Origin of the sequence: Streptoverticillium reticulum (genome assembly GCF_047456005.1) — a bacterium.
In the GTDB taxonomy this organism is placed as follows: domain Bacteria; phylum Actinomycetota; class Actinomycetes; order Streptomycetales; family Streptomycetaceae; genus Streptomyces; species Streptomyces reticulum.
In genome coordinates this window covers 3,109,991-3,135,181 of record NZ_CP179755.1, presented here as the reverse complement: position 1 = coordinate 3,135,181, position 25,191 = coordinate 3,109,991, and the positions used below count along the sequence as shown (strand labels likewise).

At 68.9% G+C, this 25,191-nt stretch carries 24 protein-coding genes; 14 read left to right on the top strand and 10 right to left on the bottom strand.

Going from position 1 to position 25,191, the window contains the following annotated elements:
• Positions 1–389 precede the first annotated feature (389 nt).
• The 5 genes from ACMATS_RS14005 (at position 390) to ACMATS_RS13985 (ending at position 6,214) form a co-directional block, all read left to right on the top strand.
• On the top strand, positions 390–2,021 hold the full coding sequence (locus tag ACMATS_RS14005) for a peptide ABC transporter substrate-binding protein (RefSeq protein WP_390776328.1): 1,632 nt from the start codon (positions 390–392) through the stop codon (positions 2,019–2,021).
• Positions 2,022–2,148: 127 nt separating this feature from the next.
• On the top strand, positions 2,149–3,075 hold the full coding sequence (locus tag ACMATS_RS14000; protein ID WP_390776329.1) for an ABC transporter permease: 927 nt from the start codon (positions 2,149–2,151) through the stop codon (positions 3,073–3,075).
• A complete protein-coding gene (locus ACMATS_RS13995) occupies positions 3,068–4,021 on the top strand; it encodes an ABC transporter permease (protein WP_414168067.1) in 954 nt (317 codons plus the stop codon). Before ACMATS_RS14000 ends, ACMATS_RS13995 begins: the two co-directional genes overlap by 8 nt.
• Before the next feature lie 11 nt (positions 4,022–4,032).
• Entirely contained in the window at positions 4,033–5,091 is a 1,059-nt protein-coding gene (locus tag ACMATS_RS13990; RefSeq protein ID WP_390776331.1) for an ABC transporter ATP-binding protein, read from the top strand.
• Entirely contained in the window at positions 5,084–6,214 is a 1,131-nt protein-coding gene (locus ACMATS_RS13985; protein ID WP_390776332.1) for an ABC transporter ATP-binding protein, read from the top strand. The genes ACMATS_RS13990 and ACMATS_RS13985 overlap by 8 nt, the downstream gene beginning before the upstream one ends.
• A gap of 94 nt (positions 6,215–6,308) precedes the next feature.
• Here ACMATS_RS13985 and ACMATS_RS13980 read toward each other — a convergent pair whose 3' ends face one another.
• The 3 genes from ACMATS_RS13980 to ACMATS_RS13970 all read right to left on the bottom strand — a co-directional run bounded on the left by ACMATS_RS13980 (position 6,309) and on the right by ACMATS_RS13970 (position 8,331).
• Positions 6,309–7,397, bottom strand: coding sequence for an acyltransferase family protein (locus ACMATS_RS13980; protein WP_414168066.1), 1,089 nt, complete (start codon positions 7,395–7,397; stop codon positions 6,309–6,311).
• Between the two features lie 177 nt (positions 7,398–7,574).
• Complete coding sequence (locus tag ACMATS_RS13975; protein WP_390776334.1) at positions 7,575–7,937, bottom strand: hypothetical protein; 363 nt, start codon at positions 7,935–7,937, stop codon at positions 7,575–7,577.
• A gap of 58 nt (positions 7,938–7,995) precedes the next feature.
• Positions 7,996–8,331: a beta/gamma crystallin domain-containing protein gene (locus ACMATS_RS13970; protein ID WP_390776335.1), complete on the bottom strand. Its 336-nt coding sequence runs from the start codon at positions 8,329–8,331 to the stop codon at positions 7,996–7,998.
• A gap of 286 nt (positions 8,332–8,617) precedes the next feature.
• Here ACMATS_RS13970 and ACMATS_RS13965 point away from each other — a divergent pair, with 286 nt between their 5' ends.
• The 9 genes from ACMATS_RS13965 to ACMATS_RS13925 all read left to right on the top strand — a co-directional run bounded on the left by ACMATS_RS13965 (position 8,618) and on the right by ACMATS_RS13925 (position 17,869).
• On the top strand, positions 8,618–10,252 hold the full coding sequence (locus ACMATS_RS13965) for a peptide ABC transporter substrate-binding protein (protein ID WP_414168065.1): 1,635 nt from the start codon (positions 8,618–8,620) through the stop codon (positions 10,250–10,252).
• Positions 10,253–10,262: 10 nt separating this feature from the next.
• On the top strand, positions 10,263–11,186 hold the full coding sequence (locus tag ACMATS_RS13960; RefSeq protein WP_390776337.1) for an ABC transporter permease: 924 nt from the start codon (positions 10,263–10,265) through the stop codon (positions 11,184–11,186).
• The gene (locus ACMATS_RS13955) at positions 11,179–12,186 is read left to right on the top strand and encodes an ABC transporter permease (RefSeq protein ID WP_414168064.1); all 1,008 of its coding nucleotides are present in this window, start codon (positions 11,179–11,181) and stop codon (positions 12,184–12,186) included. The genes ACMATS_RS13960 and ACMATS_RS13955 overlap by 8 nt, the downstream gene beginning before the upstream one ends.
• A gap of 11 nt (positions 12,187–12,197) precedes the next feature.
• Positions 12,198–13,190: an ABC transporter ATP-binding protein gene (locus ACMATS_RS13950; RefSeq protein WP_390776339.1), complete on the top strand. Its 993-nt coding sequence runs from the start codon at positions 12,198–12,200 to the stop codon at positions 13,188–13,190.
• Positions 13,177–14,208, top strand: a complete 1,032-nt coding sequence (locus ACMATS_RS13945) for an ABC transporter ATP-binding protein (protein ID WP_414168063.1) — start codon at positions 13,177–13,179, stop codon at positions 14,206–14,208. Before ACMATS_RS13950 ends, ACMATS_RS13945 begins: the two co-directional genes overlap by 14 nt.
• A 381-nt stretch (positions 14,209–14,589) precedes the next feature.
• Positions 14,590–15,108, top strand: coding sequence for a hypothetical protein (locus ACMATS_RS13940; protein ID WP_414168062.1), 519 nt, complete (start codon positions 14,590–14,592; stop codon positions 15,106–15,108).
• A gap of 81 nt (positions 15,109–15,189) precedes the next feature.
• Positions 15,190–16,032 (top strand): DUF4097 family beta strand repeat-containing protein, encoded by an 843-nt coding sequence (locus tag ACMATS_RS13935; RefSeq protein ID WP_414168061.1) that lies wholly within the window; start codon positions 15,190–15,192, stop codon positions 16,030–16,032.
• A 65-nt stretch (positions 16,033–16,097) separates the two neighbouring features.
• The gene (locus ACMATS_RS13930) at positions 16,098–17,084 is read left to right on the top strand and encodes an ATP-binding cassette domain-containing protein (RefSeq protein WP_414168060.1); all 987 of its coding nucleotides are present in this window, start codon (positions 16,098–16,100) and stop codon (positions 17,082–17,084) included.
• Positions 17,081–17,869, top strand: a complete 789-nt coding sequence (locus ACMATS_RS13925; protein WP_414168059.1) for an ABC transporter permease — start codon at positions 17,081–17,083, stop codon at positions 17,867–17,869. The genes ACMATS_RS13930 and ACMATS_RS13925 overlap by 4 nt, the downstream gene beginning before the upstream one ends.
• Before the next feature lie 360 nt (positions 17,870–18,229).
• Here ACMATS_RS13925 and ACMATS_RS13920 read toward each other — a convergent pair whose 3' ends face one another.
• From ACMATS_RS13920 to ACMATS_RS13890, 7 genes are all read right to left on the bottom strand, one after another.
• Positions 18,230–18,730 (bottom strand): hypothetical protein, encoded by a 501-nt coding sequence (locus tag ACMATS_RS13920; protein WP_414168058.1) that lies wholly within the window; start codon positions 18,728–18,730, stop codon positions 18,230–18,232.
• 341 nt (positions 18,731–19,071) lie between these two features.
• On the bottom strand, positions 19,072–20,304 hold the full coding sequence (locus ACMATS_RS13915; RefSeq protein WP_414168057.1) for a helix-turn-helix domain-containing protein: 1,233 nt from the start codon (positions 20,302–20,304) through the stop codon (positions 19,072–19,074).
• Between the two features lie 107 nt (positions 20,305–20,411).
• Positions 20,412–20,999: a Uma2 family endonuclease gene (locus ACMATS_RS13910; protein WP_414168056.1), complete on the bottom strand. Its 588-nt coding sequence runs from the start codon at positions 20,997–20,999 to the stop codon at positions 20,412–20,414.
• On the bottom strand, positions 20,996–21,841 hold the full coding sequence (locus tag ACMATS_RS13905; protein ID WP_414168055.1) for a hypothetical protein: 846 nt from the start codon (positions 21,839–21,841) through the stop codon (positions 20,996–20,998). Before ACMATS_RS13905 ends, ACMATS_RS13910 begins: the two co-directional genes overlap by 4 nt.
• 252 nt (positions 21,842–22,093) lie before the next feature.
• A complete protein-coding gene (locus tag ACMATS_RS13900) occupies positions 22,094–23,125 on the bottom strand; it encodes an ABC transporter ATP-binding protein (RefSeq protein WP_414170720.1) in 1,032 nt (343 codons plus the stop codon).
• 22 nt (positions 23,126–23,147) lie between these two features.
• Positions 23,148–24,164 carry an ABC transporter ATP-binding protein gene (locus tag ACMATS_RS13895; protein WP_414168054.1) on the bottom strand — a complete coding sequence of 339 codons (1,017 nt, stop codon included), beginning with the start codon at positions 24,162–24,164 and terminating at the stop codon, positions 23,148–23,150.
• Positions 24,165–24,194: 30 nt separating this feature from the next.
• Positions 24,195–25,172 carry an ABC transporter permease gene (locus ACMATS_RS13890; RefSeq protein ID WP_414168053.1) on the bottom strand — a complete coding sequence of 326 codons (978 nt, stop codon included), beginning with the start codon at positions 25,170–25,172 and terminating at the stop codon, positions 24,195–24,197.
• Between the last annotated feature and the right edge of the window lie 19 nt (positions 25,173–25,191).

The window sequence follows — 25,191 nt, the reverse complement described above, 5'->3', positions numbered from 1 at the left end:
CTCACGGTCAACTGACTGACAAGAGGCCCGGAACCTCCGCTTCCAGAGCGGGGGCCCCGGGCCTCTTGCATGCCCGGATATCGGACCCGCGATCCCGGATGTTGTGTTAACAGTCCGTTTCGTAGCTGTCTGTCTGGGCGGTATTTGTCCGCTTTCTCAACTTTTTTCAGGGGTCGCTGTGACCAAAGCGAAACCCTTTAAGTGTGGTTTACAGGCCGCAGTTACTTAATAGTTGGGTTCACTGAGCTCGGGTCAATGGGTCACGCGCTGTGGGGAGCGCCGACTCACGAGCACACTCGAGGTGCCGGTTCCCTCTCCGCTGTCAGGGGTGTCAGCGGGGGACCGGCGCCTCACTCGTAGTGATAGTGGACTCATGAGGAGGCGAACCCATGCGCGGTGCAAAGAGCGCCAAGTGGGCGGCGTGCGCAATAGTCGTGGCGATGGCCGCCACGGCCTGCGGCGGTGACAAGAAGGACGGGGCGTCCGGTGACCCGGATGCCAAGGGGATCTTCACCTACCAGTCGACGGAGCCGCAGAACCCGCTGCAGCCGGCCAACGGCAACGAGGTCGGCGGCGGTCGCATCCTCAAGAGCATCTTCCGCGGTCTGACGCAGTACGCGCCCAAGGACGGGTCGCTGAAGATGGCCGTGGCCGACAAGATCGAGACCACGGACTCCCAGCACTTCACCGTCACGCTGAAGCCGGGCTGGACGTTCCAGAACGGCGAGCCGGTGACGGCCGCATCCTTCGTCGACGCCTGGAACTGGGGCGCCAACTCCAAGAACGCGCAGCTGAACAGCTCCTGGTTCTCCGACATCAAGGGCTACGACGAGGTCCACCCGGAGAAGGGCGACCCGTCCAGCGACAAGATGTCGGGTCTGGTGGTCAAGGACGACAAGACCTTCACCGTCGAGCTCAAGCAGCCGGTCTCCTACTGGCAGTACAAGACGGGTTACCCGGCCCTCTCCCCGCTGCCGAAGGAGTTCTACAAGGACCCGAAGGCGTTCGGCCAGAAGCCGATCGGCAACGGCCCCTACCAGGTGGAGAAGTGGGACCACAACACGCAGATCTCCCTGCGTTCGTGGGACGGTTACAAGGGTGACGACAAGCCGAAGAACGGCGGCGTCGACTTCAAGTTCTACCTGAAGGGCGAGGCGGCCTACGCCGACCTGCAGTCCGGCGGTCTCGACGTGCTGGACATGGTCCCGCCGTCCAGCCTCACCAAGTACAAGCAGGACCTCGGCGACCGCGCCGTGGACCAGCCGATGGCGACGCTCCAGATGATCGGCTTCGCCATGTACGACAAGGAGTGGGACGGCGTCGACAAGGCCAAGGTCCGTCAGGGCCTGTCCATGGCCATCGACCGCGACACCATCACCAAGACGGTGCTGCAGGGCTCCCGCAAGCCCGCCAACGGCTTCCTCACCCCGGGCATCCTCGGCTACGACGCGAACGCCAAGAACGACCTGCTGCAGTTCAACCCGGACAAGGCCAAGCAGTTCGTCAAGGACGGCGGCGGCGTCCCGGGCAACAAGATCACCATCCTGTACAACAGCGACGGCAACCACAAGCCGTGGGTCGACGCGGTCTGCAACTCCATCACCAAGACGCTCGGCGTCGCCTGCGAGGGCAACCCGAAGCCGGACTTCAAGACCTCGCGCGACCTGATCACCAGCAAGAAGCTGGGCGCCGGCGACATGTTCCGCACCGGCTGGCAGGCCGACTACCCGCACATCGCGAGCTTCCTCGCCGACGTGTACCGCACGGGTGCCGCCTCCAACGACTCCGGTTACAGCAGCAAGGAGTTCGACGACCTCGCGAACGAGGCCGACAAGGCCAAGACGCCCGAGGACTCGGCGAAGCTGTACAAGAAGGCCGAAGAAATCCTCTTCAAGGACATGCCGCAGATCCCGCTGTGGAACTACGAGGAGAACGGCGGCTACTCGACGCACGTCAAGGACGTGGCCTACGACTGGATCGGCGACCCGATCTGGACGAACGTCCAGGTTCTCAAGAAGTAGTTCACACACCGGCGTTCCGTCCCCGGCGCCCACCGCCGGGGACGGTTGAACCGGTCGCACGGCGGGCGGCCGGCGGGTTCCGGGAGAACCCTCCGGCCGCCGTCGTGCCGACCGCATTGGAGGCACGATGGGGCGTTATATCCTGCGACGCCTGCTCCAGATGATCCCGGTGTTCATCGGCACCACTTTGATCATCTTCCTTGCGGTGTACGCCCTCCCGGGCGACCCCGTGAAGGCGCTCTTCGGCGACAAGGCCGCCGACCCGGCCACCGTGGCCCGGCTCAAGCACCAGTACGGACTCGACAAGTCGCTGATCGAGCAGTACTGGACGTATCTCAGCAACCTGTTCCAGGGCGACCTCGGCCTGAGCTTCAGCCAGCGCGAGGTGTCCGACATCCTCGGGGACGCGATCCCCGTCACCATTCAACTCGCGCTCGTGGCCTTCGTGCTGGAGGCCGTCTTCGGTGTCGCCCTCGGCGTGCTGACGGGCCTCAAGCGGGGCAAGATCGTGGACCAGATCGTCCTCGTCCTCACCCTGCTGGTCATCTCCATCCCGATCTTCGTGATCGGCTACATCGCGCAGGTCTACGTCGGAACGAAGTGGGGCATCGTCAACCCCACGGTCACGGATTCCAACGACATCACGCAGCTGATCCTCCCCGGCATCGTGCTCGGCTCGGTCTCGCTCGCGTACGTCTCCCGGCTCACCCGCACCAGCGTGGTCGAGAACATCCGCTCCGACTACATCCGCACCGCGGTCGCCAAGGGCCTGCCGCGCCGCCGCGTCATCGGCGTGCACCTGCTGCGCAACTCCCTCATCCCCGTGGTGACGTTCCTCGGGACCGACCTCGGCGCCCTGATGGGCGGCGCGATCGTCACTGAGGGCATCTTCAACGTCAAGGGCGTCGGCAACACGCTCTACAAGGCCATCACCGGGGCCGACGGCCCGCTGGTCGTCGGGACCGTGACCTTCCTGGTCGTCGTGTACCTGGTCGCGAGCCTCCTGGTCGACCTCCTCTACGCCGTTCTGGACCCGAGGATCCGCTATGCCTGAGCTGAACGACACCACCACCGCCCGGGCATCCGCGACCGTTTCGTCCACCGGTACCGGCGCCGCCGCCCCGGAGAAGCCCAAGAAGGAAGTCTCCAACAGCCTTTGGGCCAACGCCTGGCGGGATCTGCGCCGCCGGCCGGTCTTCATCGTGTCCGCCGTCATCATCCTGCTGCTGCTGGCCATCTCGGCCTTCCCCGGCTGGTTCACCGATGCGGACCCGAAGCCGGGCGACCTGACGCACTTCCTCCAGAAGCCCAACCTCAGCCACGTCGGCGACGTCGACTGGTTCGGCTACGACGCCCAGGGCCGCAGCATCTACGCGCGTGTCATCTACGGCGCCCGCGCCTCGATCATCGTCGGTGTCGTCACCACGGCGATCGTCACCCTGCTCGGCAGCTTCATCGGCATGATCGCCGGCTACTTCGGCGGCTGGCTCGACGCCGTGCTCTCCCGGCTCACCGACATCTTCTCGGGCGTGCCGATCCTGCTCGGCTCCCTGGTCATCCTGCAGGCGTTCACCGGCCGTACGGCCTGGACCGTCTCGGCGGCCATCGGCATCCTGGGCTGGACCCAGATCACCCGCGTCATGCGCGGTGCGGTGATCACCGTCAAGCAGGCGGACTACGTCCAGGCCGCCCGGGCCCTCGGCGCGGGCAGCGGCCGGATCCTGATGAAGCACGTCCTGCCCAACTCCCTCGCGCCGGTCATCGTCGTGGCGACCATCTCCCTCGGCATGTACATCTCGCTTGAGGCGACCCTGTCCTACCTCGGCATCGGCATCCAGAACGGCATCTCGTGGGGCGGCGACATCTCCGACGGCTCCGAGCAGATCCGTAACGCGCTGCACGTCCTGCTCTTCCCGGCAGGCTTCCTGAGCGTGACCGTGCTGGCGTTCATCATGCTCGGCGACGCGGTGCGCGACGCCCTCGACCCCAAGCTGCGCTGAGGGAGACGCACGTGACCACCACCCCCACAGAGAAGACGGCGAACACCCCCGAGCAGTCGGGGAAGAAGGACGCCCCCCTCCTCGAAGTCCGCGACCTGCACGTGGAGTTCCACACCCGCGACGGCATCGCCAAGGCCGTCAACGGGGTCAACTACTCCGTGAACGCGGGCGAGACGCTCGCCGTGCTCGGCGAGTCCGGCTCTGGCAAGTCCGTGACGGCGCAGGCCGTCATGGGCATCCTCGACATGCCGCCGGGGTCGATCCCCAAGGGGGAGATCCTCTTCCGCGGCCAGGACATGCTCAAGATGTCCGCCGAGGAGCGCCGGAAGATCCGCGGCGCCAAGATCGCCATGATCTTCCAGGACGCGCTGTCCTCCCTCAACCCCGTGCTCAGCGTGGGGTACCAGCTGGGCGAGATGTTCCGCGTCCACCAGGGCATGTCCAAGAAGGACGCCCGCGCCAAGGCCATCGAGCTGATGGACCGGGTGCGCATCCCCGCCGCGAAGGAGCGGGTGAACGACTACCCGCACCAGTTCTCGGGCGGTATGCGGCAGCGCATCATGATCGCGATGGCGCTGGCCCTGGAGCCGGACCTGATCATCGCGGACGAGCCGACGACCGCGCTGGACGTCACCGTCCAGGCCCAGGTCATGGACCTGCTGGCCGAGCTGCAGCGCGAGTTCAACATGGGGCTCATCCTCATCACCCACGACCTGGGCGTCGTCGCGGACGTCGCCGACAAGATCGCGGTGATGTACGCGGGCCGGATCGTGGAGACGGCGCCCGTGCACGAGCTGTACAAGCGCCCCGCGCACCCCTACACCCGGGGTCTGCTGGACTCGATCCCGCGCCTGGACCAGAAGGGCCAGGAGCTCTTCGCGATCAAGGGTCTGCCGCCCAACCTGCTGCGCATTCCCACCGGTTGCGCCTTCAACCCGCGCTGCCCCAAGGCCCAGGACATCTGCGGCTCGGAGGTTCCGGCGCTGCACCCGGTGACCGAGCAGGACGGCACCGCCCTGGCCGGCCGCGGGAGCGCGTGCCACTTCTGGAAGGAGACGATCCATGGCTGAGACCGGTACGAAGGACGAGGCCCTCTCCGACGTCGTGGCCAGTGACGCCAGCACGACCGCCGAGGTCGAGGCCGTGCTCGACGCCCCTGTGGAGCGCGGCGAGCCGATCCTCCAGGTCCGCAACCTCGTCAAGCACTTCCCGCTGACGCAGGGCGTCCTGTTCAAGAAGCAGGTCGGCGCGGTCAAGGCGGTCGACGGGGTCTCCTTCGACCTCTACCAGGGCGAGACGCTCGGCATCGTGGGCGAGTCCGGCTGCGGCAAGTCCACCGTCGCCAAGCTGCTGATGACCCTGGAGACGGCCACCGCGGGCGAGGTCTTCTACAAGGGCCAGGACATCACCAAGCTGTCCGGGCGTGCGCTGAAGGCCGTGCGCCGGAACATCCAGATGGTGTTCCAGGACCCGTACACCTCGCTCAACCCCCGTATGACGGTGGGCGACATCATCGGCGAGCCCTTCGACATCCACCCCGAGGTGGCCCCGAAGGGCGACCGCCGGCGGCGGGTCCAGGAGCTGCTGGACGTCGTGGGTCTCAACCCGGAGTACATCAACCGCTATCCGCACCAGTTCTCGGGCGGCCAGCGGCAGCGCATCGGCATCGCGCGCGGGCTGGCGCTCAACCCCGAGATCATCATCTGCGACGAACCGGTGTCGGCCCTGGACGTGTCCGTCCAGGCCCAGGTCGTGAACCTGATGGAGAAGCTGCAGGACGAGTTCAACCTGTCCTACGTCTTCATCGCGCACGACCTGTCGATCGTCCGGCACATCTCGGACCGCGTGGGCGTGATGTACCTCGGCAAGCTGGCCGAGATCGGCACGGACGCGGAGATCTACGACCACCCGACGCACCCGTACACGCAGGCGCTGCTGTCGGCCGTCCCGGTCCCGGACCCGGAGGCGCGCGAGGGCCGCGAGCGGATCATCCTCACCGGCGACGTGCCGTCCCCGGCCAACCCGCCGTCCGGCTGCCGGTTCCGCACGCGGTGCTGGAAGGCGCAGGACAAGTGCGCGGAGGAGGTGCCGCTGCTGGCGGTGCCGGAGGTGTTCGCGGGGAAGAAGACGCCGGCGGCGCATGAGTCGGCGTGCCACTTCGCCGAGGAGAAGGACGTGGTGCACGCGGCCTGACGGCTGCGCCGGTTGGGCGGTTCTTCGGCTGCGGGTTCGCTGTGGCCGGTCGCGCAGTTCCCCGCGCCCCTTACGGGCGCGGGGAACTGTTCGTTCAGAGGCTTCTGATCTCCGCCGTGGCCTTCTTGAGCCATCGGCTCAGCCTTGGGCCCAAAGGGCGTTCCACCAGGCGGTGGAGGAGGTAGGCGGCGAGCATCATGGCGACGGTCGTCCCGGCCACCAGCACCAGCGGCGAAGCCGTATGGCGGAGGGCGGCGATGATCGTCCAGCCGATGTCCTCGTGCAGCAGGTACAGCGGGTAGGTGAGGACGCCCGCCGTGGTCAGCCAGCGCCACTGGATGCGGTCGAAGGCGCCCAGCGCCAGCAGCGCCATGAAGGCGAAGGCCAGCGCCACGATCACCTGGGCGGGCCAGGCCGGGATCGGGCGGTGCGGCTCGGTCAGGTTGAAGCCGACGCGCTTGACGATCTGGTTCTCGGCGAGCAGGAACGAGACCAGCACGATGCCGGTGAGCACGGCGTTCGGCTTGTACCGGTACATCAGGTAGAACGCGATGCCGGCCACGAAGTACGGCGAGAAGAGCGGCATGGCCCACATGTCGAGGAGCTGGCTCGGCGCGGTGTAGTCGACGATGCCGGCGACCGTCCAAAGACAGCAGAAGATCACGCAGTTGCGGTAGCTCACGCCCCGGGCCACGACCACGAGGGCGAAGAGGAGGTAGAACTTCAGCTCGCAGAAGAGGGTCCAGTACACGCCGTCGACGTCCGGGATCCCCATGCCGCCCTGCAGCATGGTCATGTTGATCGCGGCGTGCGTCCAGCCGTCCACGCGGTGGAACAGCGGGACCAGCGGCCAGAGGGTGATCACGGCGAACGACACGGCCACCGCGACCCAATAGGCCGGGTAGAGCCGGGAGATGCGGGAGGCGAAGAACTCGCCGACCGAGCGTCCCCAGCTGCTCATGCAGATGACGAAGCCGCTGATGAGGAAGAAGACCTCGACGCCGGTCCAGCTGTACTGGGAGAACGTGTGGAGCGTGGGGAAGATCGTTCTGGTGTGCCCCGCCCACGGGTTGTCCATCGCCGTGTAGTGGTAGACCACGACCATCAGGGCCGCGACGAGCCGGAGCCCGTCCAGCACGGCGAGCCGCGAGGCCTTCGCCGGGCGGGCCCGGCCGGCGGGCACTGACGTGGGGGAGGGCGCGGGCGCGGTGTCTTCCGCCGCCGGATTCATTACTTGGGACATGACAAGGGGGCATTGTACCGGTCTGTCGGTTAATCCCTCGGCTGCGGGTACCTGCTGCCGGTATGGCGGGGCGCGGCAACTCCCTTGGCCCCGGCCGATGTCGAGGCGGCCGGCCGGCTACGTCGGCCGGCCGCCCTCGATTTCGCGGTGTGCCGCTCGGACGATCTCGCCGGCCTCGCGGATCGCCTGTTCCCGTACGGCTGCGTGCTCGCTGTCCATCGCTCGCTCGGCGGTGCGCAGACGCCGGGCGATCTGCGGATGACGATCGATCTCCACGATCACGCCCCAGTGCCGGTAGAACATCCGGATGGGGGTGACGCTGCCCTCGTCCCCGGCGCGGACGAACGCCTTCTGCATGTCGTCGAAGAACTCGGGCAGACGCGACGGGGCCACCGTGGCCACGGCCCGGCGCAGAGCGGGCAGCGTAAGAGCGGGTTTGGGGATGAGCGGGCCACTGGGCTCCGTGTGCTGCACGGTCATGCGCCGTCCCTTTCGGTGAGCCGAGTTCGCTGCCGGCCGGAGGCCGGGCGGCTCCGGGTTACTTGATCCAGAGGTACGTGAGGTACGAGTCGCCCGCCCAGTCCTTGAGGGAGTAGCACGTGTGCCGGGCTATGTCCTGTCCGGCCGGGCCGCCGGAGGCGAACTGGACGTAGATGTCATTGTTCCCGCTGCACACCTGCCAGACGCTGTGGATGTTGGGGTGCGTGGATCCGGCGTTTGCGTAGCAGGTCGAGCCGTAGTCGGAGTACACGGTGACGTAGTCGCTGCCGTCGCACACCGGGTTGGTGATGGCGGGGCGCGCGGCCTCCTGGGCCGTGGCGGGTGCGGCGACGGCCAGGCCGAGTACGGCGGCTGCGGCTGCGGTCCCGAGCATGCGCTTGATCACAGATGGTCCCTCTCCGGAGACGGAGCCCGTTACCAGCGGTAGGGGCGTCAGAGATCCTGCTGATCACCGCGCCTGGCGGCCAGGTCTTTCGATGGTGATCGAATCCTGCTGATCAGCTCAGGGTCGATGCCCCGCGCGTGCCCGCGCTCCCGCATCCGGGCGGTTTATCCGCCCCTCCGGCCTCGGAGGCCCGTCCCACACCTCCGCATGGTGTGAAATCTGGCCGTAAGTGATATTTGCCGGATTACCCCACCGCGCCGACGGAGGAGCCCCCATGCGCCGAGCCGCGCGCACGCGCCGCCGCCGGGCCGTCTGCGGTGCCGTGGCCGTCGTGCTGGCGGTGGCGGCCGCCGCCGGGTGTACGGGGGGCGGGCGGGCGCGGGCCGGGGTGGTGAGGGCCTCGTGGGGGGATCCGCAGAGTCCGCTTGAGCCCGCCGACACCAACGAGGTGCAGGGCGGCAAGGTCCTCGACATGGTCTTCCGGGGGCTCAAGCGGTACGACCCGCAGACCGGCGCCGCCGAGGACATGCTCGCCGAGACGATCGAGACCCCGGACCAGCAGAACTTCACCATCACCGTCAGGCCCGGGTGGACCTTCAGCAACGGCGAGCCCGTCACCGCCCACTCCTTCGTCGACGCCTGGAACTACGGCGCGCTCGTCGACAACAAGCAGAAGAACGCCTCCTTCTTCGAGTACATCGACGGGTACGACAAGGTCCATCCCGCCTCCGGTCGCGCCACTGCCCGCACTCTCACCGGGCTCGCCGTGCAGGACGACCGCACCTTCACCGTCCGGCTGCGCACCAAGTTCTCCACCTGGCCGGACACCCTCGGCTACGCCGCCTACGCCCCGCTGCCCCGCGCGTTCTTCACCGACCACGCGGGCTGGCTGAAAAAGCCCGTCGGCAACGGGCCCTACACGATCGACTCCTACGCCAAGGGGTCCGTGATGCGGCTCAAGCGGTGGGACGGCTACCCCGGTCCCGACAAGGCCCGGAACAAGGGCGTCGAGCTGCGGGTCTACACCGACAACAACACGGCCTACACCGACCTCATGGCCGGCAACCTCGACCTCGTCGACGACATCCCCAGCGCCCAGCTGAAGAACGTGAAGAGCGATCTCGACGGCCGCTACATCAACCAGCCCGCCGGCATCATCCAGACCCTCTCCTTCCCCATGTACGACGCGAGCTGGACCGGGCGAGAGATGGCGAAGGTCCGCCGGGGGCTGTCGATGGCGATCAACCGGGAGGAGATCACCGGGCAGATCTACCGGGGGACCCGTACCCCGGCCACCGACTGGACCTCGCCCGTGCTCGGCGTCCAGGGCGGCTACAAGGCGGGCCTGTGCGGCGAGGCCTGCGCGTACGACCCGGTCCGGGCCAGGCAGCTCATCGAGGAGGGCGGCGGGCTGCCCGGCGGGCACGTCACCGTCAGCTCGAACGTCGACACCGGATCCCACCGGCTGTGGATGGACGCCGTCTGCAACAGCATCAACAACGCCCTCGGCAACGACCGGGCCTGCACCGTCGACCCCGTCGGCACCTTCGCGGACTTCCGCAACCGGATCACCGGCGAGAAGGTGACCGGCATGTTCCGCTCCGGCTGGCAGATGGACTATCCGCTCGTCCAGAACTTCCTCCAGCCGCTCTACTACACCGACGCCTCCTCCAACTACGGCAAGTTCAGCAGCAGCGACTTCGACCGGCTCGTCGACGAGGCCAACGCCGAGTCCGACCCGGCCCGGGCCGTCGCCACCTTCCAGGACGCGGAACAGGTCCTCGCCCGGCAGATGCCCGCCATCCCGCTCTGGTACCAGAACGGCAGCGCGGGGTACGCCGAAGGCCTCTCCGGCGTGATGCTCAACCCCTTCAGCGTCCCGGTCTACGAACGGATCACCGTCAAGTGAGGAATGCGATATGGGGCGTTATGTGATCCGGCGGCTGCTGCAGATGATCCCCGTCTTCATCGGCAGCACCTTCCTCATCTTCGTCATGGTCTACGCGCTCGGCGACCCCGTCGCCGCGCTCTTCGGCGACAAGGCGCCCGACCCCGCGACCGCCGCACAGATCCGCAAGGACCTGTATCTCGACCGGCCGTTGGGCATCCAGTACCTGCACTACATGGGGCAGATCCTCACCGGGAACTTCGGCACCGCCTTCAACGGCCAGAAGGTCACCGAGCTGATGGCCGACGCCTTCCCGGTGACCCTGCGCCTCACGCTCGTCGCCATCGCCTTCGAGATCGTCGTCGGCATCGCGCTCGGCGTCTTCAGCGGGCTGCGGCGCGGACGCGCCCTGGACACCACCGTGCTGCTGCTCACACTGGTCGTGGTCTCCGTCCCGACGTTCGTCAGCGGCTACGTGCTGCAGTACGTGTTCGGCGTGAAGTGGGGGACCGCCACGCCGTCCGTCTCGCCCGACGCGCGGCTCGGTGAACTGCTGCTGCCCGGCGTGGTGCTGGCCCTCACCTCCCTCGCCTACGTCACGCGCCTGACGCGCACGTCCATCGCCGAGAACTCCCGCGCCGACTACCTGCGCACCGCCGTCGCCAAGGGACTGCCGCGCCGCCGCATCGTCGTCCGGCACCTGCTGCGCAACTCGCTCGTCCCGGTGGTCACCTTCATCGGCACCGACGTCGGGGCGCTGATGGGCGGCGCCATCGTCACCGAGCGCATCTTCAACATCCACGGCGTCGGCTTCCAGCTCTACCAGGGCATCCTGCGGCAGAACTCGCCGACCGTCGTGGGCTTCGTGACCGTCCTGGTCATCGTCTTCCTGGTGGCCAACCTGCTCGTCGACCTGCTCTACGCCGTGCTCGACCCGAGGATCCGCTATGCCTGAGCCGCCGCCCGACCCGCCCGACCCCCGGGACGCCGTCACCCCTGCGGGCGGCGGTGCCATGAGCCTGGCCACCAGCGAGGCGGAGACCCTGGAGGGCGGGCCGTCCCCCGGCTACCGCCTGGAGGTGCCCCCACCCGCCGCGCCCGGCAGCGCCAAGGCACGCAGCCTGTGGTCCGACGCCTGGCACGACCTGCGGCGCAACCCGGTGTTCGTGGTCTCCGCCGCCGTCATCGTCTTCCTGGCGCTGATCGCCGTGTGGCCGCAGATCGTCGCGAGCGGGAACCCGCTGCAGTGCAACCTGGCCCTGGCCCAGGACGGGGCCCGGCCCGGGCACCCCTTCGGGTTCGACACCCAGGGCTGCGACGTCTACACCCGCACCGTCTACGGGGCCCGCGCCTCCATCACCGTCGGCGTGTGCGCGACGGCGGGGGCCGCGCTGCTCGGCAGCGCGCTCGGCGGGCTCGCCGGGTTCTACGGGGGCTGGTGGGACGCCCTGCTGTCACGGCTCGCCGACGTGTTCTTCGGCATCCCGATCATCCTGGGCGGGCTGGTCTTCCTGTCCGTGGTGACGGGCCGGTCCATCTGGCCGGTCGTCGGCTTCATCGTGCTGCTGGGCTGGCCGCAGATCTCCCGCATCGCGCGCGGCGCCGTCGTCACCGCCAAGCAGCACGACTACGTCCAGGCGGCGCGGGCGCTGGGCGCGGGCAACATGCGGATGCTGCTGCGGCACATCGCGCCCAACGCGGTGGCGCCGGTCATCGTCGTCGCGACCATCGCCCTCGGCACGTACATCGCCCTGGAGGCCACGCTGTCCTTCATCGGCGTCGGGCTGCGGCCGCCCACCGTCTCGTGGGGCATCGACATCTCCAACGCCTCCACCCAGATCCGCAACGCCCCGCACATGCTGCTGTGGCCCGCGGGGGCACTGAGCGTCACGGTGCTCGCGTTCATCATGCTCGGCGACGCGGTGCGCGACGCCCTCGACCCCAAGTTGCGCTGAGGAGCGGGGAGATGGAGCAGGACGTTCTGCTGGACGTGCGCGACCTGCACGTCGAATTCCGTACGCGCGACGGGGTGGCCAAGGCCGTCAACGGCGTGAGCTACTCCGTGGCCGCCGGGCGCACACTGGCCGTGCTGGGGGAGTCCGGGTCCGGCAAGTCCGTCACAGCCCAGGCCGTCATGGGCATCCTGGACTCGCCGCCCGGCTTCGTCACCGGTGGTCAAGTCCTCTTCCGGGGGAAGGACTTGCTGACCGCGGGCGAGGAGGAGCGCCGCAAGATCCGCGGCGCCAGGCTCGCCATGATCTTCCAGGACGCACTCTCCGCCCTCAACCCCGTGATGACGGTGGGCGCGCAGCTCGCCGAGATGTACGAGGTGCACCGGGGGGCGACCCGCAAGGACGCCCGGGCGCAGGCGGTCCGGCTGATGGACCGGGTGCGCATTCCGGCCGCGAAGGAGCGGGTGAACGACTACCCGCACCAGTTCTCCGGTGGCATGCGGCAGCGCATCATGATCGCGATGGCGCTGGCCCTGGAGCCGGACCTGATCATCGCGGACGAGCCGACGACCGCGCTGGACGTCACCGTCCAGGCCCAAGTGATGGACCTGCTCGCGGAGTTGCAGCGCGAGTTCACCATGGGGCTCATCCTCATCACCCACGACCTGGGGGTCGTCGCGGACGTCGCCGACGACATCGCGGTGATGTACGCGGGCCGGATCGTGGAGACGGCACCCGTGCACGAGCTGTACCGTGCGCCCGCGCACCCGTACACCCGCGGTCTGCTGGACTCCATCCCGCGCCTCGACCGCAAGGGCGCGGAGCTGTACGCGATCAAGGGCCTGCCGCCCAGCCTGACGGCGATCCCGGCCGGCTGCCCCTTCCATCCGCGCTGCCCACGCGCCCAGGACGTCTGCCGGACGGACCGGCCGCCGCTCTTCGCGGTGGCGCCGGGGCGGACGAGTGCGTGCCACTTCTGGAAGGACACCCTCGATGACGCACGGTGAGTCTGTTCTCGAAGTCCGGGACCTCGTCAAGCACTTCCCGCTCACCCGCGGCATCCTCTTCAAGAAGCAGGTGGGGGCGGTGCACGCGGTGGACGGCGTCTCCTTCGACGTGCGCAAGGGCGAGACCCTCGGCATCGTGGGGGAGTCGGGGTGCGGCAAGTCGACGGTCGCGAAGCTGCTCGTGAACCTGGAACGGCCGACGGCCGGGCACATCCGCTACCGCGGCGAGGACATCACGCGGCTGTCGGGAAAGGCGCTGAAGGCGGTCCGGCGCAACATCCAGATGGTCTTCCAGGACCCGTACACGTCCTTGAACCCCCGTATGACGGTCGGCGACATCATCGGCGAGCCGTACGAGATCCACCCGGAGGCCGCACCGAAGGGCAGCCGGCGGCGGAGGGTGCAGGAGCTGCTGGACGTGGTGGGTCTCAACCCGGAGTACGTCAACCGCTATCCGCACCAGTTCTCGGGCGGCCAGCGGCAGCGCATCGGCATCGCGCGCGGGCTGGCGCTGCGGCCGGAGGTGATCGTGGCGGACGAGCCGGTGTCGGCGCTGGACGTCTCGGTGCAGGCGCAGGTGGTGAACCTGCTGGAGCGGCTGCAGCGGGAGTTCGGGCTGTCGTACGTGTTCATCGCCCACGACCTGTCGGTGGTGCGGCACATCTCGGACCGGGTGGCGGTGATGTACCTGGGGCGGCTGGCGGAGTCGGGGTCGGACGCGGAGATCTACGAGCACCCGACGCATCCGTACACGCAGGCGCTGCTGTCGGCGGTGCCGGTGCCCGATCCGCGGGGGCGGGAGGGGCGGGACCGGATTCTGCTGACGGGGGAGGTGCCGTCGCCCGCGGATCCGCCGTCGGGGTGCCGCTTTCGCACCCGGTGCTGGAAGGCGCAGGCGGTGTGCGCGGAGGTGGTGCCGCCGCTGGAGGTCCCCGCGTGGTTCCGGGAGGACGGGGGGCCGGCTGCGCACCGGTCGGCGTGCCATTTTGCGGAGGAGGGGGCGCCCGGCGCCCCGTAAGGGGCGCGGGGCTGTATCTCCCCCAGCTACCGCTGGGAGGTACCCCCAGCGGCTCCGCCGCGTGGGCGCGACCAGCCGGGCGCCCCGTCAGGGGCGCGGGGAACTGCGCGATCAGCCACCGACGGCCTGCAGCCGACGCACCACCCCAGGGGTCCGGGGCGCAGCCCCCTGGGGGCACCTCCTGGGGGGTACCCCCAGCGGTAGCTGGGGGAGGTAGCTGGGGGAGTCGACTGCGGGCGCGTCGTGGTTGCTCGCGCAGTTCCCCGCGCCCCTGGCGGGGCGCATGGCGCCACGTGGTGCCACATGGCACCGCCCCCGCTTTCCCGTGGCGGCGCCACCACGGCTTGCGCATGGCGCCATAGTGGTGCCATCATCTCCGTCATGGACCTCACCCCGTATGTCGACTCCCTCCGCCGTGAACTCGCGGTGGCTGCCGAAGCCGGCGGCGACGATGCCCGGGAGCTGGCCGAGCGGCTCACCGCTCCGCTGGAGTCGGCGACCCGTCTGACCATGCTCAACGTGCTCTCCGCCGCGATGGACGAGATCACCCGTGAACTCGCCCCCGGCTCGGTCGACGTACGGCTGCGCGGGCTGGACCCCGACTTCGTCGTGACCCCGCCGCCCGCCGACAGCGGCCCCGCGGAAGCAGTGGCCGCCCCCGCCGCACCGCTCGCGCCGCCGCCCCCGGCGGAGGGCGACGAGGGCGGCATCGCCCGCGTCAACCTGCGCCTGCCGGCCCACCTCAAGGCACGCGCCGAGGAGGCCGCGAGCCGCGAGGGCCTGTCGGTCAACGCCTGGCTGGTGCGCGCCGTTTCGGCCGCGGTCGAAGGCGGCGCCCAGCCGCGCGCGACGCAGAAGACCCGCACCATCGGACAGAGCTTCACGGGCTGGGTGCGCTAGCCGCGCCCCGCCCGCACCACGCCACCCACACCGCGTCCCACCTGCGGGGACGGTGCAAGGACTCATGAGGACGGGACAGCCATGCCTTCTTTCGACACTCCCGAATCCATTTCGGTCACCGCCTACGTGTACGCCGGTTCCATGCAGTTCACCGCGGACGACCGTCTCGACACCGTCGTCGAAGTGCGGCCCCGCAACCCGAAGAAAGACCTGGATGTACGGGCGGCCGATCAGACCGAGGTCGCCTACGCGAGCGGCATCCTGACCGTCACCACGCCCAAGGCCAATCTGCTCGGGCGCGGTGGCATCGTCGACGTGACGGTGGAACTGCCCACGGGCTCGCGCATCGACACGACCGGCGCCGGGGTCAATGTGCTCGGTGACGGCCGGCTCGGCGAGGTCCGTGTGAAGACCACGGCCGGCGACGTCCGCCTCGACACCACCGGGCCGCTGAAGCTGACCGTGCCGCACGGCTCGATCACCGTGGACCGGGTCGAGGGCATGGCCGAGATCACCAGCAGCACCGGCAGCATGCGCGTCGGCATCGTCGACGGCCCCGCCGTCCTGAAGAACTCGCACGGCAACACGACCGTCGGTGCCGTGACCGGCGAGCTGCAGGTGCGCGGCGCCAACGGCAGCATCGACGTCGCGTGCGCCGAGGCGTCGGTCACCGGCACCACGACCAACGGCCCTCTTCGCCTTGCCGAAGTCGTCCGCGGAGACGTCCAGTTGGAGACCTCCAACGGCTCCATCGAGATCGGCATCCGCGAGGGCGCCGCCGCCTGGCTCGACGCCGCCTCCAGCCATGGACAGGTGCACAACACCCTCACCGCCTCCCAGGCCCCGGGGGACATCGAGGACAGCGTCAAGATCCGCGCCCGCACCCGCTACGGCAACATCGACATCCGCCGCGCCCGGCCCTGACGCCACGGCGCCACCGCCAAGCCACCCCAGCCCTCGAACAGGAGGACCTCATGCGCACTTCTGTCATGCCCATGTCTATTCGGGACGGTTCGCAGCCGCCCGCCGCCGTCTCCGCCATCGGCCTGCGCAAGGCGTACGGCGACAAGACCGTGCTCGACGGCATCGACCTGCGCATCCCGGCCGGCTCGGTCTTCGCGCTGCTCGGGCCCAACGGCGCCGGCAAGACCACCACCGTGCAGATCCTGTCCACGCTCATCGCGGCCGACGGCGGCCAGGCCCAGGTCGCGGGCCACGACGTCGCCACGTCACCGGACGGGGTGCGCGCCGCGATCGGTGTCACCGGGCAGTTCGCCGCGCTCGACGACCTGCTCACCGCCGAGGAGAACCTGCTCCTCATGGCCGACCTGCTGCGCCTGGGCAAGCGCGAAGGCCGCTCCCGGGCACGGGAGTTGCTGGAGCGGTTCGAGATCGCGGACGTGGCGAAGAACCGGGCCGCGACCTTCTCCGGCGGCATGCGCCGCCGCCTCGACATCGCCATGACGCTGGTCGGCGACCCGCAGGTGATCTTCCTGGACGAGCCCACGACCGGGCTCGACCCCCGCAGCCGCCGCACGATGTGGGACACGGTGCGCTCGCTGGTCGCGGGCGGCACCACCGTCTTCCTCACCACCCAATACCTGGAGGAGGCCGACCAGTTGGCCGACCGGATCGCCGTGCTCGACGGCGGCCGGATCGTCGCCGAGGGCACGGCCGACGAACTCAAGGCGCAGATCCCCGGCAGCCACGTACGGCTGCGGTTCGCCGACCCCGCCGAGTACGAGCGCGCGGCGGCCGCCTTCCCAGGCGCGGCCCGGGACGACGAGAACCTCGCCCTGCGCGTGGCGGGCGACGGCGGCATCGACGCGCTGCGCGCCCTGCTCGACCGGCTCGACGCCGCCGGCATCCGGGCCGCCGACTTCTCCGTGCACACCCCCGACCTCGACGACGTGTTCCTCGCCCTGACCGGCCGCGGTGCCGGCGCCCCGCTTCACGCCAAGGAGACCCTGCGATGAGCACCCTCACCTACGCCGTGCACGACTCGATGACGATGCTGCGGCGAAACCTCAAGCACGCGATCCGCTACCCCTCGGTGGGCCTCGGCAGCGCCATGATGCCGATCCTGATGCTGCTGCTGTTCGCGTACGCCTTCGGGGGCTCGATCGGCGCCGGGCTCCCGGGCGGCGGCGGCCGGGACGCGTACGTGAACTACCTGACGCCCGGCATCATCATCATGGGCGTGGCCGCCGGTTCGATGTCGACCTCGATCGCGGTCTGCTCCGACATGACCGAGGGCATCATCAACCGCTTCCGCACCATGAACATCACGCGTTCGTCGTTCATGACGGGCCATGTCATCGGCAGCGTCATCCAGACGATGGTGTGCATGGTCCCGGTCGTGGGCGTCGCCCTCGCCGTCGGCTTCCGCTCCGGGGCGACCGTGCTGGACTGGCTGGCCGCGGCCGGCCTCCTCGCGGCCATCGCCTTCGCGGTGACCTGGCTGTCGGTGGCGCTCGGCCTGATCTCCAAGACCGTCGAGTCCGCGAGCAACAAGCCGCTGCTGATCCAGTTCCTGCCGTTCCTGGGCTCCGCGTTCGTGCCGGCCGACTCGATGTCGCCGGGCCTGCGCTGGTTCGCCGAGTACCAGCCGTTCACCCCGATGACGGAAGCCCTGCGCGGCCTGCTCACCGGCGCGGAGATCGGCAACAACGGCTGGATCTCGCTGGCTTGGTGCGCGGGTATCGCGGTGGTCGGCTATGTGTGGTCGCGCGCCCGCTTCAACAGCACCACGAAGCGGTGACGGACCGTTCCGACAGCGGAAACCCTCACTTTCCGGCACCGGAAAGTGAGGGTTTCCGCTGTCGGAACGCGGGCGGGGCGTCTGAGTACGGATGCTCATGAGCACTGCCAGTGGCCTGTTCAATACACAGATCGCTCATGGTTGGCAGGTTAGACGTACGCTAGGGCGGCTTTCATTGGCTCTGCGCGCAACCTCATCACGACACGCCGTTCGCGGGTACGTGGCCGTGCAGTGGCGCGAGCCGGTTCCTCGTCATGCAGTCGGGGCAAGCGTAGATCTTTCTGGCGGCGTGGTCGCTCTCGATGATGTCGACCGCCGTGGCCTCGGGCGTTGGCTTCTTGCACCACGCGCAGTGCCTGCTCACCGCGTCTGCCCCTGTCGCCTTCCGGCCTTGCCGACGAGCAGCCGGATGTTCGCCGGGTCGCAGAGCATGCCGTTGTCCTCCGGCGCCGGCATGAGCCAGTGGGCCCCTGGTGGCTCGCGGCGTGTGGGGGCCGGTACCCCGAGGTAGTTGGTGGGGTGGTGCCTGCCAATGCACTGGGTCCCGGGTTCCGCCCAGTCCTGGGCGGTGTCCGGCGGTACGAGCAGGCAGTACCGGGTCCGCGTGCGGGAGAGGATGACGGCGCTGGTGATGCCGACCGCACGGAAGTGGTTCTGGATCGCGGCCCGGTCCTTGACGCCGCACATGCCGTTCTCCACGATTCCGGAGGGCACTTGGACGACATCGAAGTGCATGCCGACCTGAAGCGTGGCGGCCACTCCTCTCCTCCACGACTCGCGTGCGTCGTCCGGACGCCGCTCTCGGGAGACGAGCCAGAGGGCTGCTCCCCCGAGGTCCACCATCATGGGGGGAATCATCACGCCCGGCCTCCGGCTCGCAGTCGCACAGAGGAGTCCGGCCTGCCCCGTCCGGCACGATGCCGTGCGCACAGGCAATCCGGAAACCTTATGGTGCCGGGCGGCAGGTCGAGACCGTCCTGCGACATGCCCGGTTCCCGATCGGCCCGAGGAGCCAGGAGCCTGCCGTCGATGCCCTGATTCGTGATCCGGCGGGGCAGTTGTTCCCGCGCGGCGCTGCACATGGTGCGCCCCCTATGTCTTTTCGTCGCTGTGCGAAAGACCGTAGAGGGGCGAAGAGTTGGCCAGAGGGACGCCATGTCCCCCTGCCTTGCGATGGGACGAACGTCCCTGTGGCTTCGGCGCTATGCGGCAGTCACGCCGACAGCCTCGGCGAGTGCAGCTGCTTCGGCCTTGAGCGGTCCGGATGCCGTCTTGGCCAGCTTGGCGGCAAGCCCTCGCGCCATGGGTACGTATCGAACGCCTTCGGGGCTCACGCGGTGCGCATGGCCCAGGTAGTGGACAGCCGCTGCTGTCTCCTTCTTCTGCTGGTGTCCAGCGGCAATGTCCAGCAGCAGCCGGGAACGACGTTCGAGTGAGGCGATCTTCTCCGGCAGGATGGACTCGGCACGCCGCAAGGCCTCGCCCGGAGTCAGGAGGCCCACGCCGACGCTGACTCCATGAACGGCAACGTTCGCAGCGTCGAACGCCGACTGCGCGTGGGTGTAGTCGGCAGGCAACCGGCCTGCCGTACGGTCGGCTTCTGCCAAGTAGCGCTCGGCATCACCGGAGCGGCCGTCGAGGCCGCAAGAGATCGCAGCCTGGAGGTTCAGCGCGCCGTAGATGCCGAGCACGTCAGGGGAACCGCCCTCCAACTGGTCTCGCAGCAAGGCCATGCCCGCTTCATCGGTCTGCACGGCCTCCTCGGCGAAGCCCGCCGAACGCTGTCCGATTGCTGTTGACCAAGCCGCAAGAGCCAGCGACATGGGGTCGTCGGCCTCTTCGCTGTGTGCCCGGCCGCGGTCCAGGGCGACCCAGTAGAGCTCCGGCTCACAGATATGGGCCAGCAAGCGCTGTACGAGTCGATACAGGTCACTTGCGGCGGCGTGAGCCTCTCGGCGCTCATCACCCTCGTGCGCCTTGATGCACCTGTGGGCGTCACAGATCAAGTCGGGCAGCAGCGCACCGACTTCCGTTCGCTGGTGGGCGCTGCTGTGCCAGAGTCGCCAGGCGCTGTCCACACGGCCCCTCAATGCCTCTGGCCTCACCGGGCCCACGGAAGGGACGGTGCTGAACGAGGCGCCCAGCATGGCTGTCCTGATGGCCAGCACTGCGCTGTGGGAAAGCTTGCCGACTGCTTCGACAGAGATACCCAGCTCGCCCCCTGTCAGGGTTGCTACGTCCGGCACATGCAGCACGTTTGCCAAGCGGACAAGGTGGGTGATCGACCGGATTTCGCGGTCACCGTTCTCGATTTTCTTCAGCCAGTCGGACGACCGGCCAACCAGGCCGGCCAGTACCGGCCGAGACATCCCACGGCGTTCGCGGAGGATGCGAATGCGTTCACCGGTCGTCAACTCAGCGGGCAGGTCAGCCATGACGTGCGCTCCCTCGACAGGTAGGGCTCCGACACCCGCAGAGTACGCCCGTTGAACGGCCCGGAACACGCGTCAAGCCTGCTGGCAACGCCTTGTTCGGCTCCGCCTCAGCACCGCTGCCGCGATATCTCGGGCAGGCGCTGGTCCGCAGAGCCCTTCAGCTCTTCCGTCTCCAGGGTGAAGCCCACCGGTTCGGGGATCTCGATGGGTGTGCCGTACGGCCGCGACGTGAGACTCCGGTACCTGCCGTCTTCCGGCATGGAGTACACGGCAACCGAGCTGTCCTCGCGGTCCACAAGGAGGTAGACCGGGATGCCTGCCGTCGCGTATCCGTCCCGCTTGTCCACCCGTTCGCAGCGGTTCGCCTCTGCGTTGTGTGCTGTGATGCCGACGGCCATGAGCACGCCCTTCGGGTCCGACCACTCGCCGTGCCCGGCGAAGTGTCGGTGAGGAGCGAGTACCCCGTCGGGGCGTACGCGGTCCGTGCCGTTGCTGCCAGTCTTCAAGCCGCACCCCTGGTACAGCCGCGTCTCCGGGAGCTGATCCCTGCACGTCATTTGCAGCCACATGACGATCTCGCTGTGATTGCCGTCCTGCACCGGCTTGACCTCGATCCTTCCGTTGACGAGCTCCAGGCGTACGGTTTCCGGCGCCGTGCGGGCCAGGTCCTCGAAGTCTTCGACAAGCAGCGTCACGCTCTGCTCCTTTTGCGTGTGCGGTTGATGGCCCGAAGCTGTTCGACGTGGGTGCGGACCGCGGCGCGCGAGGGGCCGTGCGATTCGTGGGGACGGGCCTCGCCCCGGCACTCCCGGCACACCCCGCCCGGCAGGGCCTCCGGGCGGCCCGGGGTGGCGCAGACGGTGCATTCCAGGATGCGGAGCGGGGCGGGGGCCGGGAGCGGCTCCGGTTCCGGTGGGAGTTTGTCCGTGAGGCGGCGGCGGGCGAAGGCGGCCGCGTGGTGGACCTCGGGTGGGAGGCCTGCCGTCAGGGCGCGGACGATCGTCCGTTCGTCCGCGCCGCGTTCCAGCCACTGCATGGCCAGCGGTTCGAGGGCTTCGCAGTCCGCCGCGGAGAGTGTCATGCGGGGGTCCGTGCGTGCTGCCGAGGCCAGGGCTGTGTAGGCGGTTGAGCGAGTGGGGCGGGGTGGCTTCGGCGGTGTCGGGACATCTCCCGTCAGCACCGGACCCCACCACGCGTCGTCCCTCGGCGTGCGGGAGAAGTACGTGCGCGTCACCCAATGCGCGCTGCCGTCCTCGCCCTTGAGGTGTTCCTTCACGCGGCGCAGGTGCCCCGCCTCCGACAGGCGTCGTAGTGCCGTGCGGCACGCCGCTTGGCCGTACGAGGGGAGGTGTGCCGCCAGCGTCTTGGCGTCCATCGCCGCGCCTTCCGGCAGGCGGTCGATGAAGGCCGCGATCGTCGCCTCGCGCGGCTTCAGGTGCGCGAAGTCGGCCCGGTTGCGGGGGGCTTGGTCCGGCGCGGTGCGCTTTCCGTAGCCCGGCTTGGCAAGGGGGTGTGCGATAGAGTTGGCCATAGCCATGGGGGTCGTTTTCCTTAGTTGTCGATCTCGATGGTCAGACCCCGGTTGGTGTTCCCGCACCCTCCGGGGTTGTTTTGTTGCTGCTCCGGACGCTAGGGGCTCGCAACACCTCGTTGCAACCGCTCACCAAAGGTGAACACACGTGCTACGCACGCGACTTGGGTGGGCGGGTGGGGTCAAGCCCACCCACCATTCCTTGCATAGAGCGCTCGGATCCCGACCCCCGGAGCCCGGAGCTCACCTCAGCTCAGCTCAGCTCAACGCCGGATCCAGTACCACCTCCGTGTCCCGGTCCACCGTCGGCGGTTCCGGGAAGTGGCACGCCGACAGGTGGCCCTCCCGCGAGCCGTCCGCACGGACCAGCGGCGGGGTGTCCGTCGCGCACAGGTCCCGCGCCTTCCAGCACCGGGTGCGGAAGCGGCAGCCCGACGGGGGGTCGATGGGGGACGGGACGTCCCCGGCCAGCCGGATGCGTTCACGGCTCGCGCCGTCGCCCGTCGTCTCCGGCACCGCCGACAGCAGCGCGTGCGTGTACGGGTGGCGTGGGCGCCGGTAGATGTCGTCGCGGTCGCCCACCTCCACGATCCGGCCCAGGTACATCACCGCCACCCGCTGCGAGAAGTGCCGGACCACGGCCAGGTCGTGGGCGATGAAGAGGAACGCGATGTCCAGTTCCCGCTGGAGCTTCTGCAGCAGGTTCACCACCTGCGCCTGGATCGAGACGTCCAGCGCGGACACCGGCTCGTCCGCCACGATCAGCTTCGGCTCCAGGGCCAGCGCCCGTGCCACCCCGATGCGCTGCCGCTGGCCGCCGGAGAATTCGTGCGGGAAGCGGTTGTAGTGCTCGGGGTTGAGGCCCACGGTCTCCAGGAGTTCGCGGACACGGGCCTCCCGGCCACCCGGCGGTGCGATGCCGTTGATCTCCATCGGGCCGGAGACGATCTTTCCGACCGTCTGCCGCGGGTTCAGCGACGAGTACGGGTCCTGGAAGATCATCTGGATCTCGGAGCGGATCGGGGCGAGCTCCTTGCGGCTCGCGTGGGTGATGTCCTCGCCCCGGTAGCGGATCCGTCCGGCGGTCGGTTCCAGCAGCCGGGTCAGCAGCCGGCCCGTCGTGGACTTGCCGCAGCCCGACTCACCGACCAGGCCGAAGGCCTCGCCGGACCGGACGGTCAAATCGATGCCGTCGACTGCCTGGACGGCGCCCACCGTTCGCTTCACCGGGAAGCCGCCCCTGATGGGGAAGTGTTTGGTCAGCCCCTCGGCCACCAGGATCTCGCTCATGTCCGCCACGTCCGCTCGTTCCTCAGCCCAGCCGGGGCTTGATGCGCTCGATGAAGGTCGTACGTTTCTGGGTTGCCGTCAGATGACAGGCCGAGCCGCGGTCCGCGGGCAGCTCCGGGCGTTCCGAGCGGCAGCGGTTCCCGCCCACGTCGGCGACGAAGCCGCACCGCGGATGGAACGGGCACCCCGGCGGCGGCGCCAGCAGGCTGGGCGGGGTGCCGGGGATCGGGGTGAGCGGCTCCGTCACGTCCGAGGTGAGGCGGGGCATCGAGCCCAGCAGGCCCCAGGTGTAGGGGTGTTGGGGTGCGCGCAGCACCTCGTCCACCGTGCCGCGCTCCACCGCCCGTCCCGCGTACATCACCAGCACCTCGTCCACCGTGTGCCCGACCACGCCGAGGTCGTGCGTGATGAGCACGATGGCCGCGCCCGTCTGCTGCTGGAGCTCCTTCAGGAGGTCGAGGATCTGCGCCTGCACGGTGACGTCCAGCGCCGTCGTCGGCTCGTCGGCGATCAGCAGCTCCGGGTCGCAGACCAGCGCCATGGCGATCATGGCGCGCTGCCGCATGCCGCCGGAGAACTGGTGCGGGTAGTCGTCCACGCGCAGCCCGGCGTTGGGGATGCCGACCTTCTCCAGCATCTCGATCGCCCGCAGCCGCGCGTCCCGCTTCGAGGCGCCGGTGTGCTTGCGGAAGGGCTCGGAGATCTGGCGGCCGACGGTGTAGTAGGGGGAGAGCGCGGTGAGCGAGTCCTGGAAGATCATCGCCATCTTGTTGCCGCGCAGCTTCTCCAGGACGGACTCGGGGGCGCCGGTCAACTCCTGGCCGTCCAGCAGGATCTCGCCGCGGATCTCGGTGGACCGCGGGTCGTGCAGGCCGAGCACGGCGAGGTTGGTGACGGACTTGCCGGAGCCGGACTCGCCGACGATGCCGAGGGTGCGGCCGCGCTCCAGGTCGAAGGAGAGACCGTCGACGGCCTTGACGGTGCCGTCCTCGGTGTCGAAGCGGACGAAGAGATCCTTGACGGACAGGAATGCGGTCACGGTGGTGAACTCCCTGAGGGGCCTGAGGAATTACGCGAGCCGCACCCGCGGATCGATGAAGGCATAGGCGGCGTCGACGACAATGTTCGCCAAGACGATCGCCGTGCAGCTGATCAGCATCACGGCCATCAGCGTCGGCAGATCCGTCTGGTTGACGGAGTCGACCGCCAGCCTCCCCAGCCCGTGCAGGCTGAACGTGAACTCGGTGATGATGGCGCCCCCGAACAGGGAGCCGAGGTCGATGCCGAAGATGGTCACGATGGGGGCGAGCGCCCCCCGCCACGCGTAGCGGAAGAAGACCGTGCGGCGGTCCAGCCCCTTGGCGCGGGCGGTGCGGACGTGGTCCTCCGAGAGCTGCTCGACCATCTGGGAGCGGGTCATACGGGTGTAGTTGGCGACGAAGATGATGGAGAGGACGAGCCAGGGGATGAGCATCCCGGTGAACCACTTCCCGGGGTTCTCGGTGATCGGGTAGTAGGCGGGGTTGTCCGCCCAGTGCAGGCCGGTGACGAAGACGGCGAGGGCGAGGATGCCGACGAAGTAGATCTGCAGCGAGTTGGCGACCAGCGACAGCGAGCTGAAGAACTTGTCGATCCACCGGCCCTGGAAGGCCGCGGCGATCATGCCGAAGCCGACGCCGACGGTCAGGAAGACGACGGCGCCGCCCACGGTGAGCGACAGGGTGGTGGGGAAGCGGTCCACGATGGTGCCCCAGACCGGCTGCTGGTTGGAGAAGGAGTAGCCGAAGCAGGGGGCCGCGCAGTGGCCGACGGAGAAGTCGCGGCCGGTGAAGATGCCCGTCATGTAGTGCCAGTACTGGAGGAGCACCGGCTGGTCGAGGCCCAGGTTCTTGTGGATGACGGCGAGCGCGTCGGCGGTGCAGTTCTTGCCGCAGGACATGCGGGCCGGGTCGGAGGGCAGCGCGAAGAAGAGGAAGAACGTGATCGCGCTGATCAGCAGGATGATGACGAGCGCGCCGGCGGTCCGGCGGGCGAGGAATCTCAGCATGGCTGCGCTGCCTCACGGT